Consider the following 14484-nt stretch of genomic DNA (forward strand, 5'->3'; position numbering starts at 1 on the left):
ACGGTTGGAATTCGTGGCTCAAGAACAATTGTAAAGAGGCAGCTTTCGCCTTTGGAAACTGGCCTTATTTAACAATAGCGCCGTTCGGCATATGGTCGGGAACAGAAGCGAGTGTCAACTGGTCGCCATGGGAGGCAGCAAGAATCATGCCCTGGGATAGTTCGCCACGCAGCTTGACCGGCTTAAGATTCGTCACACAGATCAGCTTGCGTCCAACGAGTTCTTCCGGCTTGTAATGCTTGGCGATACCCGAAACAACTTGACGTTGCTCAAAGCCCAGATCGAGTTGCAACTTGAGCAACTTATCCGCCTTCTTCACTGGCTCGGCGGACAAGACTTGCGCAACTCTCAGTTCCACCTTGGCGAACTCATCGATGCCGATCTCCGGCAGACGCTCTACCTCCGCAATCGTCTGTTCTCCTTCGGCAGGCGCCGCTTCTCCCGATGGAGTTGCAACCGGAGCGGTTGCCGCCATCGAGGCAGCGATAAAGGTTACCTCGTCGGCTACCTCAAGGCGCGGGAAGATCGGATCGCCTTTGACTACTCGTGTTCCTTCCAGGAGCTGCCCGAAGTTTTTGGTGCTATCCCAGCTGGTCAAGTCGCCCTGTTGGATGCCAAGCTGCGTCCAGATCGCATGCGGAGCATTGGTCAGGAACGGTTGAAGCAGGATAGCGACAATACGCAATGATTCTGCCAGATGATACATGGCGGACGCCAGTTCCCTTTGCTTGTCCTCAGACTTGGCAAGCACCCATGGCTGGGTCTCATCAATATATTTATTGGTGCGGCTGACGAGCTGCCAGATCGAACTGAGCGCAACGGAGAATTCCATTTTCTCCATTGTGTCCTCAACAGCCTGAACCGTCGCCTCTGCCAGATTTTCCAGAGCCTCATCAAACGGCGTTACCTGCCCGGCATAGACCGGAATGACACCGTCGAAATACTTGTCAATCATGGCAACGGTACGATTCAGCAGATTTCCAAGGTCATTGGCGAGATCGAAATTGATCCGCTCAACAAAGTTTTCCGGCGTGAAAGTACCGTCAGCGCCAAACGGCACCTCGCGCAGCAGGTAATAGCGAAGCGAGTCAAGTCCGTAACGGTCAATCAGAAATACTGGATCTACTACATTGCCCTTGGACTTGGACATTTTGCCGTCCTTCATCAACAGCCAGCCATGAGCAAATACTTTTTTCGGCAATGGCAGATCAAGCGCCATCAGCATGATTGGCCAGTAGATGGTATGGAAACGCACGATTTCTTTTCCGACCAGGTGAACATCCGCTGGCCAGAAGGTTTGGTATTGGGATTCATCGTCAGAACCGTAACCAAGCGCCGTAATGTAGTTGGACAGCGCATCGATCCATACATAGACGACATGCTTCGGATCTCCAGGCACCTTAACTCCCCAGTCGAATGTCGTACGGGACACCGCCAAATCCTCCAGGCCTGGCTTAATGAAATTGTTGATCATTTCATTCTTCCGGGACTCCGGCTGTATGAAATCGGCATTTTCCTCATAATGGGCAATAAGACGGTCCGCATATTTGCTCATTCTGAAGAAATAGCTCTCTTCCTTGACTAATTCTACCTGCCGCCCGCAATCCGGGCAGTGACCGTCCACCAGTTGCCGCTCAAGGAAGAATGATTCACAAGGCGTGCAATACCAGCCTTCATATTCTCCTTTGTAAATATCGCCTTGATCCAGCAGCCGCTTGAAGATTTTTTCAACGCCCAGCTTATGGCGCGGCTCAGTCGTGCGAATGAAGTCGTCATTGGAGATATCAAGCTTCTTCCACAGCTCCTGAATACCTACGACAATCTGGTCAACGAACTGCTGCGGAGTCTGATTTTTTTCCTGAGCCTTGCGCTCGATCTTTTGACCGTGCTCGTCCGTACCCGTCAAGTACCATACATGATAACCGCGCAAACGCTTGTAGCGGGCCATAGCATCCCCGGCTACCGTTGTATAGGCGTGTCCAATATGCAACTTGTCGCTCGGATAATAAATCGGCGTCGTGATATAAAACGTCTTCTCTTTCTCTGACATGTCTGATCCCTCCTGAATCTTTTCATTTCCCTGCATGCTAACACCTGCAAATAAAAAAAGCCCCCGTCCCCATGGGACGAAAGCTTGTAGCTCACGCGGTACCACCCAAATTCCTTCCTGCCGCCCGCTTTATGGCAGAGCAAAGGCTCTTGATGCCGCTGCAACACGGCAAAGTCACTATCGCCGACCACGCGCCAAGCCCTCACCGCATCAATCATACGGCTCAAACCCGGGTCCTCCGGGACCATCTTCCAAAATGTCCGCATACCGGTTCCCAGCTGCCCCGGCTCTCTGAAATGCGTCGTAATTTTGTACTCATCCGTTCATTGGACGAATATGCAGTTATGTGATAATAGTCAAAATATACCGGATTATCCCCCTCGATGTCAAGCCCGCTCCCCGCCTCCTGGCTCCGGCACCGGATCAAATCCCCCGGGATGAAACGGATGGCATTTGCAGATTCTGCGGGTGGCCAGCCAGGTGCCTTTGAGCGATCCATGCTTTTCAAGCGCTTCAAGCGCATATGCCGAGCAACTCGGGTAGAAACGGCAGGACGGAGGCTTAAGAGGCGATACATACTTGCGATAGGCATGTATAGGAAGCTGGATTAATCTGCGCATATCCGATCACCCGTTCAATCTCATATTTGCCAAAAAGCTGGCGGACATCGCAACGAATAACAAAATGGTTAACGCAAACATGGTCTTTCGCAGCATGTTTAGCCGCTGTATGCGTTCGGGCGCGCCTCCCTGCTGTCGCGCATCTGTGAAGGAACGCTGGACAAACAGCATGACGATCAAAGAGCCTACAAAAAAAATATTGATCATAAACCATACCAACTGCATGGGCCAAACTCCTTTTTTTGTTCAAATCCGCAGCCTTCGCATACTAGACTTGGCCAGTTTGTCAGACTACGCTTATTATAAACCACTTTACTCCGCTTTCGCACCGTTTTCAATCGGCTTGCAAGCATCATAATCTATTTCATAACAGATTTTGTAAAAAGACGGTGCGTCCCGCTAACAGGTCGCACCGTCTTTCACGTTCACACAAACCAGGTATTCAGTACAATTGCAAAAGCGACTCCGCTCAACACGGCGCCGGCAAATGAAAACCACCCGGCCTTGAAGCGCAATTGAAACATACGTAGAATACCAAAGCTTAACAGCCCGAACACAAGTAAAATAAACACAACCCCTGTTAAAAACAAGGACAGGCTGACGCCGCTGATATCAACCAGAGACACGGGACAACACTCCCTTATGTAAGATTACTATCTGCAATTATAAGGGAATATGTCGCCGGTTGCCAGTCCCCGCAAAAATAATGTTTGTACTCTATCCTTACCCTGCATCAGGTCCAACGGATATAAGCTTCCCTATATCTGCGGTTTAAAGACCGTTTACGTATTTTAACTTGTAAAATCCCATCTTTATATAAAGCTCGGTAACTGTCAGGAAGAACAATGGAAGGGAGAACAATTTCCTCACGGCGACCGTCCGGAAATTCGAGTTTCACTTTATCCGGACGAATGAACAGCCTCAGCTCTTCCGGATTGATTTCCTGTACGAAATCAAATTTTACAATTACGAAATGATGAGTCTCAAAACTCTTGGTCCTTGGACTTTTAATAAGAGGGCTTGCCGGTTTACCCTTTGGCCTGTTTTTTGTGGCACTTTTAATTTGAGATTTTTTTTGCAAAAAGGACGGAGCAAAGGCAGGGACCGCATTGCTGATCATATCATTTACATAGTTTTGGATAAGCTTTGGCTCACGGATGAGATCCATTGCATTAGGCAAGCCGGAACCTTCCATCCATTTTTCCATCTGGCCCCAATCAAAGGCGCCATCGTCCTGGTTTGACCGGTCTGCCATCTCTCATCCCCCTTTCCAGCATCATAGCTGCCTTCTCATAGTCTATGCGCCTATCTATAGTCCCGACACTCCCGTAGGGATGTTCATTGGAACCTCTAGGCGGATGCCGCATACAATATCGCATAGGCAGCCGTACCGGCGGGAAATAAGTCAGTCACCACAGGCTGCCAGCAGCAAAGTTTGAATTGCAAAGGAGAGGTTTAAATGCCAGCCATTGTCGGCTTCGTCAATGTTGTCAGCGTAGGTTCGAGCGGTATTGTCCAATTTGGCGACGCTGTGCAGTTAACTCCGTCCAGCATCTCCAAAACCTATGCCGGATCGGGGTCATTCCTTACCGGTAGTCTGGCCAATGCCAACAACGCCGTCAGCGCCACAAATACAATAGACCCTGATGTCCAGGACTCCACCACCAACACGGTTGAGGGCGGAGTGAGCGCAGTATGACCTTTACTGTGTATCAGCATATTACCATTCACCAGTTGAGAGTCGATAATGTCTCCAACTCTTCGATCCTGCAAGTGGGCAGTTCAGGGTCAATTCGCGCCTTGTCTCAACTCTATAATACTGGTGGCTACACAGAGCCGGCCCCGGAGCTTGGGGCCGAGTCGCCGATTTCTTTCGTCCCGCTCCCAAATCCAACCTAATGTGAGGTGAGGATTTATGAATCAGCCCCAATCTTCTGCCTGGCAGAGCTGGTATAATTGGGCTCAGGATACACAGAAGCAGCTGCAGCAGTTACAGCAGCAGGTCACACAGCTTCAGCAGCAATATCAATCGTTGCAGAACCAGATCAAGCAGACTGCCGACAAACCGACCTACAACATTGAGCGCCTGGAATATCATTTTGACCAATTGAAGGTGCAGCGACTCGACGGAACTTTAAATATCGGGATGGCTCCTCCCGGCGGCGGCAGCCTACAGCAAAGCATCGATCAGCTTAGTGTTCCCGGCGCTCAGGGTCTCGGCGTGTCTCCCGAGGGAGAGGAAGAAGGCAATGCCTCCAGCAACCCGGAGGCATTGCCTTCCAATCCCTTTGCGCCATCTCCCCTATATCAGGAAGTTTACCGGCAAGTCAGTGATTATCTGGACCATACAGCACCGAATGTCATTAATCAGGCGGCTGCAGCAAGTGGAGTCACTCTTGACCCTTATCACCGCAGTCTGATCATTGAAGATATGCGGAAACAGTTGGCTCCGCGCATTCAATTTTATATGAATTCGGCAACCAAACAGGAGGCGGCTTCGCCAGTGGATCAACAGGCAGGCAGCATTGCGCAAAAAACGATCCGGGATGTGGATATGGCTATCCGGCAGTATATTGCCAGACTGCCATCGCCCCCTTCATCGGCTGCTGCGCCTGGCGCCGAGACCAGTACGTTGCCGACAGGCGGCACCATCGTCACAGAACATTCCGGCGTTCAACCATTCGAGGCAACAGATTAAGGAGGTTTACCGAATGAAAGTTCATATTGTGAATCATTGCCTTTCAGTAGGCAGCATCAAACTTCTTGGCGTATCCAGTTCCTCTCTGCTCCAGATTGGGGACACTGAGTGCATAACCCTTTACTCTATGTTCGATACGCCCCCGGAATCCGTTGTTGTAGGACCGCTTGTCCCGCTCTCTCCTCCTGATGGAGCAAGCACAGCAGAAGGAGAAACCACGGGAGAGGAAGGATAAGCAGGTGAACACTATAGGAGCCCGATCTTCTTATGTACGCAAAGTAGACGTAACTAACGTCTCCCTGTCCGGCATCGTCCAGTTCGGGGATCACTCGGATTATACGCCTGTGCTGCGAGCTCTGGCGGTTCAGCGGGAGACAGACCATGCCAAAAAAGACAGGGTGTACTTTGAAGCTTATCCGATCTTTTCACGGAAACTGCCTGATCTATGCGACTATCCTTTCTTCCACAGTCAGACAGATGATTCACAGGTGGAAAGCTATACCGTAAATCATAACCCATACATTACTGTAGATTGCATCTCTACTCTTGGCGTAGGCGCCTCCTCGCTGCTCCAAATCGGCAACGGCTGCCGGGTGGCTGCCGAGTCCCGCATCAAGCATATCCGGCAATTCGCAGGGGCAAGCCCGTTTACCCGCCTAAGACCCGTTCAACCCGGTGTGAATACTTTTCCAAGATAGCCACTTTTCTGAATTGGGGTACAGCTGTCCATAACATTCTGCTCCCCTCTACATATATTGGGTATGTGATCGTAGCATCACAACTACCAATCAGGAGGTATTACAATGGGATATAATGTTGGCGGAGTAGGCGGAGTAGGCGGAGTAGGATACGGCCCTGGTGTCGGCGGAGTGTGGACTAGTACAGGCGCAATCCTCGTACTCTTCATCCTGCTGGTCATCATCTTGAAAGGCTGCGGCTTCTACTAAGAAAGGCTTTCAAACCAAAAGGCTGTCACCAATGATGGTGGCAGCCTTTTCTGGAATTTTCTATTACAAAAACACAGAGAAACGGTTATGACGGATGACCGGCAAGCTCCTTGTATTTCTGGTTATACTTGCAGACACATTGTACATAAGTAGCGTGCGACCAGGTAAGTGGAGCAACAGACAAGGGAGATCCGTCATGCGGACTCAACTGCTCAGGCAGCACTCCACTGGGAAGCGCATGCTTCAACACCCATTGCAGGGTACTTCGCGGCGCCTCCAGTTGCTTCAGTGATTCGGCAGAATCAATCTCGAAGGCCGCCACCCATAATGTGCATATAATCCATGGATTTCCAGGGACCCGCTCAATATCTCCCGATTGTTGGAAGTAATAATCATTGGTATACCTGGCAAACCCGCCGACATCGGTGCGAACAGCCAACCCCTGCTTAATGGCCTCCATTGTGCGGACAATCCTGCTATCCTTGACTGGCAACACACCGAATTCCCATATGCCGAACAGGCTGCTCTCCAACGTCAGGTCCTTTGTCCACTTTCCATCCTCCCAGATCAAACCTCGGGCAAATCGTCCCGCCTCCTCGTCCCACAGATGTGTCAGCATAGCTTCTTTTACGCTCTCGGCAGTGCTTCGATAACGGTCGCTTCGCTCATAGTCCCCGAACAAATCGGTAAAGAAGGAAGCAGCCATCAGACCGCCATATACGGAAGCCACCGTATACGTCCAGATTCCATACCGTTCCTCCCACAAATCATAGCTCGGCTTGGGCAACCCCAGTGACGGCTCCATGTACTCCTCAAGGAACTGGGCCGCCTTGCGGACCAGATTGCTGTGCAGCGATTGGGGCAGCTCGATGACTTGATGGCGAATGTAGTCCTTCCACAGCGCGTACAGAACAAGCGCCGTCTCATCCTCCTGCAGCGGGATGCGCTCGCCCCCGTTGACGATATAGGGATGCCAGCTTGAACCTACCGTTCCGTCTGGATTGTACTTGTGATACAAGTAACCCTCAGGCGACAACGCATCGGCGCAAAAATGAAAAAATGGGGCAATCACACTCTGATAGCCTGCCATGGACATGGCATCAGCTATGAGAGCACCGTCGCGCGGCCACATATAGCTGTAGTGATCCCGGTTGTATTGGAGAATATCCGTATCATTGGCAGCCAGAATCGCTCCCCGCTCATCAATTTGCGTACGCACAAGCAGCAGGCTTTGTTTATAGGCCCGCACAACTTCCTGCGGAAGATCGCCAAAATCGGTCCCGGCTCGCTTCAGCCAGTGATTCCAGTAAATGACGATACGGCTGAGCAGCTTCTCCGGGTTGCTCTCTTGCACATATTGATCCCGTTCTTTAACCTCAGACAGATTGCTGCCGATCGACATCCAGTAATAGAAAGTCTGCTCGCTGCCGGCGCCGGCTATAGCCCGGAGGCTGATGACGCTGTCTACCGAGCCTTGGGCAATCGCGTTGCCCATCAGCACGCCATCCTCCGCGTCCCGCCATGTTCCCTCGGCAGTGCCGAATCTCTTGATTCCGGTAGAATACTGATAAATTCCCCCCTCATCAGAGCAGCCGTTGAACATAAAGTAGGAGGAGCGCTTATAGTGAAACATAGTATGGTTCTGCGGATAAAAAGCAGCCGTATCCCCAACCTCGGTACCATCAATCATCAAATCCTGATGGAAAAACAGCCGAATTTCACGATCATGCCCAGCCAAATTGCGGACAACAACCCGCTTGATGAAAATATATTCCCGCTGGTGAATGCCTTCGTTGATTTGCAGCTCCAGTTCCAGTTGGCGATGAACAGCCGTTACATTGGTCACCAGCGAATCCGCAATATAATTCAGCTTGAACTCCCACTGCGGTTCATCCAGCCAGGAGAAGCTCCCCTCTGCCCAGATGCCCAGCCGGCAGCGCTGTCCTCCAACATGATTCAACTGTCCGACATAAGGGAAATAAATATCCCGGATATAGCTGTTATGATCCAGATTAACGAGCAGTTTTCCGTTACCGACTACAAGATGACGGGCCATGATTGTGGTTTCCCCTTTCTTTGCAACCGCCTGACAGTTGGGTCAAGATCAACCTCCAGGCGGTAATGGTGTGGGTCGAACAGGGCCTCCGTGTGAAAGGTTTTTCCGATCACTGTTGTTCCGGGAACAAAAGCGAACGCTTCTCCAGAATCCTTTCACACTCCGGCTACACAACTTCCGTTACTTTCATTCAACTTGTATGGCTGGAAATAACCGTTTCGAGATAGGTACTAAGGTACGCCGAGGCGGAGCTCTGCCAGCTCAGGTCCAAAGCAGCGATGGAAGTATGCAGAGCGTCCCACCGGTTGCGATCATGATAGGTTTGAAGCGCCCGATCAACCGCGGCCAGAAGCTCTTCCGGGTGGTATTCTTCAAAAGCAAAGCCGCTGCCCTGCCCGGTGAGAGGATCGAAAGGCACAATTGTATCCTTGAGCCCTCCGATAAGCCGTACGATTGGAATCGTACGATATTGCAGGGCAATCCGTTGACTGATGCCGCAAGGCTCATAGAGGGAAGGCATCAAGAGAAAATCCGCGCCCGCATAGAATTGCCGGGCCAAGCTGTCCTCAAATGTCGTATGTACAGACAGAGAACCGGGATATTGCGTCGCCGCACTGTGCAAGACGGACTCATAATAGGCTTCCCCCGCGCCGATCACTGCAAGTTGAATCCCTCGGGCAACCAACTGCTCAAGCAGTGAAATGACCAGATCAAGCCCTTTCTGCCACACTAAACGGGAAACTATAGCAAACAAAGGCGCGCCAGCGTCTTCCCGCAACCCCAGCCTTCGTTGCAGAGCGGCCTTATTCAGTCTCTTGCCTCGCCAGGATGCATAAGGGTATGGAACTGCCGGGTCTCCCGTCGGATCATAGGATACCGTATCAATACCGTTGCAGATGCCGCGCACCCCGCCCCAACGCTGGCGCACAATATGGGACAAGCCGGCTCCCAAAGGCTCCTCCGCAATCTCGTCGGCATAGGATGGACTAACCGTCGTCACCCGGCTGGCAGTTGTAAGACCAAGCTCCAGGCAACTCACCCATTCCTTGTCGCTGCCAGCCTGATTCTCCTGCAAGGGAAGAAAAAGGCCCTTCTCCTCCCCCGGTCGCAGCCCCAGCCATCGTCTGAATTGAGCTTTCTCTGCCTTGCCTTGGTAATGCATATTATGAATCGTCAATATGGAAGGGATGTGCGCGTAGTTTCCGACCTGTGCGTCGCGTTCCAGCAGCGCAGGGAGCAACGCCGTCTGCCAATCATGGCAGTGGATGATATCCGGTTGAAAAGCAAGCTCCCGAATGGCCAGCGCCGCAGCCAGACAATAGAAAACATACCGCTCTGTCTCGTCGTCATAACCGTACAGTCCTCTCCTGCCAAAATAATGCGCATTCTCCAGCAGATAATAATGAATCCCTTGCACATCAGCTTCCAGCAGACGCCAATGCTGCAGTTCGCCCCCCATCTTAAGTGTTCCGGCGACGGCTTCCCGAAATTTGCAGCGGTAGCCGCCTGCAATTTCTTCATGCGCAGGCAGCATGACTCTCACATCCACCCCCAGACTCGCCAGCGTTTTGGGTAAAGAACCCGCGTATTCCCCCAAGCCGCCGCTTTTTACAAGGGGGACCGCTTCGGATACGACGAATAATATGTTCATCCCCGCTCAGATCACCTTCCGCTTGACCGCGATGAACGGAGAGTCATAGACACCGCGAATATCCCGGCCCGCCTCAATATGCACTTCCTTATCCAGAATGACGTGATCGACCATGCTGCCAATGCCGATTTCCCCGTTCTGCATAATGATGCTGTTGCGAATGACAGCCCCTTTGTTGACATGGACTCCCCGGAATATGATGCTGTTAATTACCGTCCCTTCAATTACACAGCCGTTGGCAATCAGCGAGTTGACGCTCTTGGCTCCTTCCATGTAGGCAGCAGGCGGCTCATCCTTGACCTTTGTGTAGACCGGACCCGGAGTGAAGAACAATTCCCGCCATACCGCGGGATTAAGCAGATTCATGCTGTTGGCATAATAACTGGCGACTGTGTTGATCACGCCCAAATACCCTTCATACAGGTAACCTCGTACATTCCATTTATCCAGCCTGGACATTATCCCGTGGCGGACTAGATGGTCCTGGCCTTCGGCCAGCGACGTCTCCACCAGTTCGAGCAGCAGTTCCTTCCGCATCACGTACATTTCCATGCAGATCAGATCACTTTTTAATCTGCCATAATGGTCCTGCATGGCGACAATACGGCCGTCTTCATCCATTTTGACCTTGCGCGCCTTGCCCGGCAGCCCTTCCTCCGCTCTGTTGCATATCGCTGTAATGTCGGCCCCGCTTGCAATATGCGCTCTAACTACGCGGTCGAAATCGATATTGCAGATGATATGACTGCGAGTGATAACGACAAACTCAGCTTGTGAACGCATGAAGTAATCCCGATGTTGAAAAAACTGGTACAAATCGCCTTTGCGTAAATCGCTCATATCGTCGGCAATCGGCGGCAGAACGAACAAGCCGTTTTGACGATGGTGCAGGTCCCAATGCCTTCCTGAACCTAGGTGATCCATTAAGGAACGGTATTTGGTATGGGCAAAAACCGCAACTTTGGAGATGCCGGAGTTCACCATGCTTGACAATGTGAAATCGATCAGGCGGTAGCGGGCACCAAATGGTACCGTAGCCGGACATCTGCTTGCTGTTAGCGCCTCTAGCTCATCCGGCTCATGAATCAGATTGATCACGCCGAGAATTTGGCCATGCTTCATCTACTCCACCCCCATCAGCGTTTGATTGGACGAAACATATTCATCGCTTGCGACGACCGTAATCTCGCCTCCGTCCGGGGAACCGATGGTTACACAGTCCCCGATCTGTGCTCCTTCTCCTACAATTGCACGAAAAATTTTCGCACCTCTGCCGATTTTCGCTCCGGGCATAATTACCGATTCGCTAATTATCGTTTCCGGAGCGACCTCCACGCCGTAGAACAGGACCGATCTGTTGACGACACCTTCGATAAAACATCCCTCGGAGACAAGGGAGGCCGTAACTTTTGCGTCAGGGGATACGTAATGGGCAGGCCGGTTCGGATTGACCGAATAGATTCGCCAGTCCCGGTTATACAAATCAAGCTGCGGGTGCTCTTCCAGCAGGTCCATATTGGCCTCCCACAGACTTTCGATTGTCCCGACATCCTTCCAGTATCCGTTGAATGCGTAAGCATAGAGCTTCATGTCGTCCGCGAGCATGGCAGGGATGATATCTTTGCCGAAGTCATTGCTTGACCGCTTGCTCGCCTCATCGCGGATCAAATATTGTTGAAGCACCGGCCAAGAGAAGATATACACCCCCATAGAAGCTAGATTGCTCGATGGAACGTCGGGCTTTTCCTCAAACTGTATGATCCTGTCCTGGTCATCCACATTCATGATGCCAAACCGGCTTGCATCTTTCCACGGCACCTCGAAGACCGCAATCGTCACATCTGCTCCCTGAGCTTTATGCTGCCGAAGCATCAGTTCATAATCCATCTTATAAATATGATCGCCAGAAATGATCAGCACATACTCCGGGTCATATCGATCAATAAAACCCATATTCTGATAAATCGCATTCGCCGTTCCCTTGTACCAGGTTCCGCCTCTGGATTTGACATATGGCGGCAGCACCGCCATTCCCCCGTCTCTGCGGTCCAGTCCCCATGGACTTCCGATGCCCAGATACTGGTTCAGCACAAGCGGCTGGTACTGGGTCAGCACCCCAACGGTATCAATGCCTGAATGAGCGCAATTGCTTAATGTAAAATCAATAATCCGGTATTTCCCGCCAAAATGAACAGCCGGCTTCGCCAAATCCTTGGTCAGCACGCCCAGTCTCTTACCTTCGCCGCCGGCCAGCAGCATTGCGATCATCTCTTTCCGCACCATCGATACCACTCCTTATTGAGGTAAGCTCCCCGCCTCAGGCTTCAGTACGAGAAAACTGAACGGGGGAAGTTGCAGGGTGACGCTAAATTCGCGGCCATGACAGCCTGATTTAACAGCCTTGCAGCAATAGCCTCCGTCTGACGGCGGGCCAAGATCGCTCTCATCGCTGCGAAAAATAATTCGGTATATCCCCCCTTGAGGTACGCCGACACGGTATGGTTCAACGGCGCGCTCAGAAAAGTTGCACAAGACGACAACAAACCGTCCGCTCCCTCCAGCCCGCCTGATAAAAGCAATGACGGCCTGCTCGGCATTATGGGCATCAATCCACTCAAAGCCCTCCGGCTTGCAGTCCAGCTCCCATAATGCAGGCTCACTGGCGTAGAAACGATTCAAGGCTTGCGAGTACAAATGCAAGCTGCGGTGCAACTCATAATCAAGCAGCATCCAGTCCAGTTGCTCCCGATCCTTCCATTCGTCATACTGCCCCCATTCGCTGCCCATAAACAGCAGTTTCTTGCCGGGATGCGTCATCCAATAACCGAAAAACAGCCGGAGCTGGGCAAATCTTTCCTCATAGCCGCCGGACATTTTGTTCAGCAGCGAGCGCTTCCCGTGGACAACCTCATCATGAGAAAGCGGCAGCACAAAATTTTCATTGAAGGCGTACATCAAAGAAAAGGTAATCAACTGGTGATGATGGCAACGTTCCGCCGGGTCCAGCGCCATGTAGCGCAGCATATCGTTCATCCAGCCCATATTCCATTTGAAATTAAAGCCCAACCCTCCGAGATAAGAGGGTCCAGTCACAGCTGGCCAGGAGGAGGAGTCCTCGGCAATCATTAGAGCGGTCGGGTAATAATGAAAAACCGCTTCATTGAGCTTTTTTAGAAATTGCAGCGCCGCCATATTATCCTTCCCGCCATGTTCGTTAAAGGTGCGCATCGATTCCGGCTTGTCAAAGTGAAGGTCGATCATGCTCGCTACCGCATCGACGCGCAGACCATCCAGATGAAACACCTCCATCCAGAAGATGGCGCTGGAAATCAGGAAGCTTTGCACTTCCGACTTGCCAAAGTCGAATGCCAGCGTTCCCCAAAGCGGCTTCTCGGCCCGTCTCCAGTCCGCTCCCTCATACAGCGGAGTGCCATCAAAGTCTCTCAGGCCGTGAGCGTCCTTGCAGAAGTGCCCCGGCACCCAATCCAGAATGACACCCAATCCGGCCTGATGGCATCGGTCCACCAGCCGCATCAGCCCTGCAGGCTCGCCGTAACGGCTCGTCGCCGCAAAATATCCAGTAGCCTGATATCCCCATGAAGCGTCTAGAGGATGCTCCGTAAGCGGCATGAGCTCGATATGGGTATAGCCCATATGCTGCGCATAAGCCACCAGTTCGACTGCCAGCTCATCATACGTATAAAAGTCTTCTGTCCCCTTGATTCTCCAGGAGCCGGGATGAACCTCATAGATAAGCAGCGGCTGGTTATAGCTCGAATACTGCTGTCTGGCTTGCATCCAGGCTTCATCCTGCCACTGATGATGCTTGAGGGAGGCTGTAATGGAGGCCGTTCCCGGTCTGCGCTCGGCATAGAACGCGAACGGGTCCGCCTTGAGCAGACGAGTTCCAGAAGCGGTCTCAATCTCGTATTTATACAACTCACCCTCGCCGATATCCGCAACAAAGGTCCACCATACGCCCGTAGTGCCGATCGGTTCCATCAGATGAGACCGTCCATTCCACCCGTTAAAGCTGCCGACAACAGAAACTGAACTGGCTTGCGGCGCCCATACAGCGAAACGCACCCCTTTTTTGCCTCCTGATTCCATGATATGCGCCCCGAACGCATGATAGCTGTGGTACAATCTTCCTTCATTAAAAAGATATAAATCCGTGATAGACAATCCGGCCAACGGCGCATCTATCATCCAGGCGGCACCCCCCGGGAGCAGAATAAAAATCAAACAATTGTAAAGTAGGAAAAGCATGTGGTGAGGTGTAGATCCAAAGCCCGCCTGAAATGTAAAAGCAGACTTTGGATCTTGATGTCGGATTTGTGAGGTTGGTGTAAGATTCAGTCAGGATATTAGAGATGTTTCCTTAATTATACTATGAATCGCGGAACTTTACATCCACATTTATCATGGCAAGTTTAAATTAATGTAAATTTTATTAACACAA

Annotated in this window: 15 protein-coding genes and 1 pseudogene; 6 read left to right on the forward strand and 10 right to left on the reverse strand. The window is 51.5% G+C overall.

Features of this window, described 5'->3' with window-relative positions; all coding sequences use genetic code 11:
- Positions 1-64: 64 nt before the first annotated feature.
- The 5 genes from metG to JFN88_RS23920 all read right to left on the reverse strand — a co-directional run bounded on the left by metG (position 65) and on the right by JFN88_RS23920 (position 3877).
- Positions 65-2050: a methionine--tRNA ligase gene (gene metG, locus JFN88_RS23900; protein WP_199021857.1), complete on the reverse strand. Its 1986-nt coding sequence runs from the start codon at positions 2048-2050 to the stop codon at positions 65-67.
- Between the two features lie 386 nt (positions 2051-2436).
- Entirely contained in the window at positions 2437-2670 is a 234-nt protein-coding gene (gene yidD / locus JFN88_RS23905; protein ID WP_199021858.1) for a membrane protein insertion efficiency factor YidD, read from the reverse strand.
- 6 nt (positions 2671-2676) lie between these two features.
- Positions 2677-2895, reverse strand: coding sequence for a hypothetical protein (locus JFN88_RS23910; protein WP_199021859.1), 219 nt, complete (start codon positions 2893-2895; stop codon positions 2677-2679).
- A gap of 200 nt (positions 2896-3095) precedes the next feature.
- The gene (locus JFN88_RS23915; protein ID WP_199021860.1) at positions 3096-3296 is read right to left on the reverse strand and encodes a hypothetical protein; all 201 of its coding nucleotides are present in this window, start codon (positions 3294-3296) and stop codon (positions 3096-3098) included.
- Positions 3297-3403: 107 nt separating this feature from the next.
- Positions 3404-3877, reverse strand: coding sequence for an Hsp20/alpha crystallin family protein (locus JFN88_RS23920; protein WP_199021861.1), 474 nt, complete (start codon positions 3875-3877; stop codon positions 3404-3406).
- Positions 3878-4129: 252 nt separating this feature from the next.
- Here JFN88_RS23920 and JFN88_RS23925 point away from each other — a divergent pair, with 252 nt between their 5' ends.
- The 6 genes and pseudogenes from JFN88_RS23925 to JFN88_RS23950 all read left to right on the forward strand — a co-directional run bounded on the left by JFN88_RS23925 (position 4130) and on the right by JFN88_RS23950 (position 6315).
- Positions 4130-4369, forward strand: a complete 240-nt coding sequence (locus JFN88_RS23925; protein WP_199021862.1) for a spore germination protein — start codon at positions 4130-4132, stop codon at positions 4367-4369.
- Complete coding sequence (locus JFN88_RS23930; RefSeq protein ID WP_199021863.1) at positions 4366-4569, forward strand: spore germination protein GerPB; 204 nt, start codon at positions 4366-4368, stop codon at positions 4567-4569. The genes JFN88_RS23925 and JFN88_RS23930 overlap by 4 nt, the downstream gene beginning before the upstream one ends.
- 16 nt (positions 4570-4585) lie before the next feature.
- A pseudogene (gerPC, locus tag JFN88_RS23935) lies at positions 4586-5197 on the forward strand (spore germination protein GerPC); the annotation flags it as partial.
- Between the two features lie 184 nt (positions 5198-5381).
- Complete coding sequence (locus JFN88_RS23940) at positions 5382-5603, forward strand: spore germination protein GerPD (protein ID WP_199021865.1); 222 nt, start codon at positions 5382-5384, stop codon at positions 5601-5603.
- A gap of 4 nt (positions 5604-5607) precedes the next feature.
- Positions 5608-6066 carry a spore germination protein GerPE gene (locus JFN88_RS23945; protein WP_199021866.1) on the forward strand — a complete coding sequence of 153 codons (459 nt, stop codon included), beginning with the start codon at positions 5608-5610 and terminating at the stop codon, positions 6064-6066.
- 105 nt (positions 6067-6171) lie between these two features.
- Positions 6172-6315 (forward strand): hypothetical protein, encoded by a 144-nt coding sequence (locus tag JFN88_RS23950; RefSeq protein WP_199021867.1) that lies wholly within the window; start codon positions 6172-6174, stop codon positions 6313-6315.
- 85 nt (positions 6316-6400) lie between these two features.
- Here the strand turns inward: JFN88_RS23950 and JFN88_RS23955 are convergent, their stop codons facing one another.
- The 5 genes from JFN88_RS23955 to glgB all read right to left on the reverse strand — a co-directional run bounded on the left by JFN88_RS23955 (position 6401) and on the right by glgB (position 14231).
- The gene (locus JFN88_RS23955) at positions 6401-8371 is read right to left on the reverse strand and encodes a glycoside hydrolase family 15 protein (RefSeq protein ID WP_199021868.1); all 1971 of its coding nucleotides are present in this window, start codon (positions 8369-8371) and stop codon (positions 6401-6403) included.
- Positions 8372-8561: 190 nt separating this feature from the next.
- Positions 8562-10022, reverse strand: coding sequence for a glycogen synthase (locus tag JFN88_RS23960; protein ID WP_199021869.1), 1461 nt, complete (start codon positions 10020-10022; stop codon positions 8562-8564).
- A gap of 6 nt (positions 10023-10028) precedes the next feature.
- Positions 10029-11144, reverse strand: coding sequence for a glucose-1-phosphate adenylyltransferase subunit GlgD (gene glgD / locus JFN88_RS23965; protein ID WP_199021870.1), 1116 nt, complete (start codon positions 11142-11144; stop codon positions 10029-10031).
- A complete protein-coding gene (locus JFN88_RS23970) occupies positions 11145-12305 on the reverse strand; it encodes a glucose-1-phosphate adenylyltransferase (protein ID WP_199021871.1) in 1161 nt (386 codons plus the stop codon).
- A 12-nt stretch (positions 12306-12317) separates the two neighbouring features.
- Positions 12318-14231: a 1,4-alpha-glucan branching protein GlgB gene (gene glgB / locus JFN88_RS23975; RefSeq protein WP_199021872.1), complete on the reverse strand. Its 1914-nt coding sequence runs from the start codon at positions 14229-14231 to the stop codon at positions 12318-12320.
- Between the last annotated feature and the right edge of the window lie 253 nt (positions 14232-14484).

The organism is Paenibacillus roseus, assembly GCF_016424485.1.
Classification (GTDB): Bacteria; Bacillota; Bacilli; order Paenibacillales; family Paenibacillaceae; genus Paenibacillus_D; species Paenibacillus_D roseus.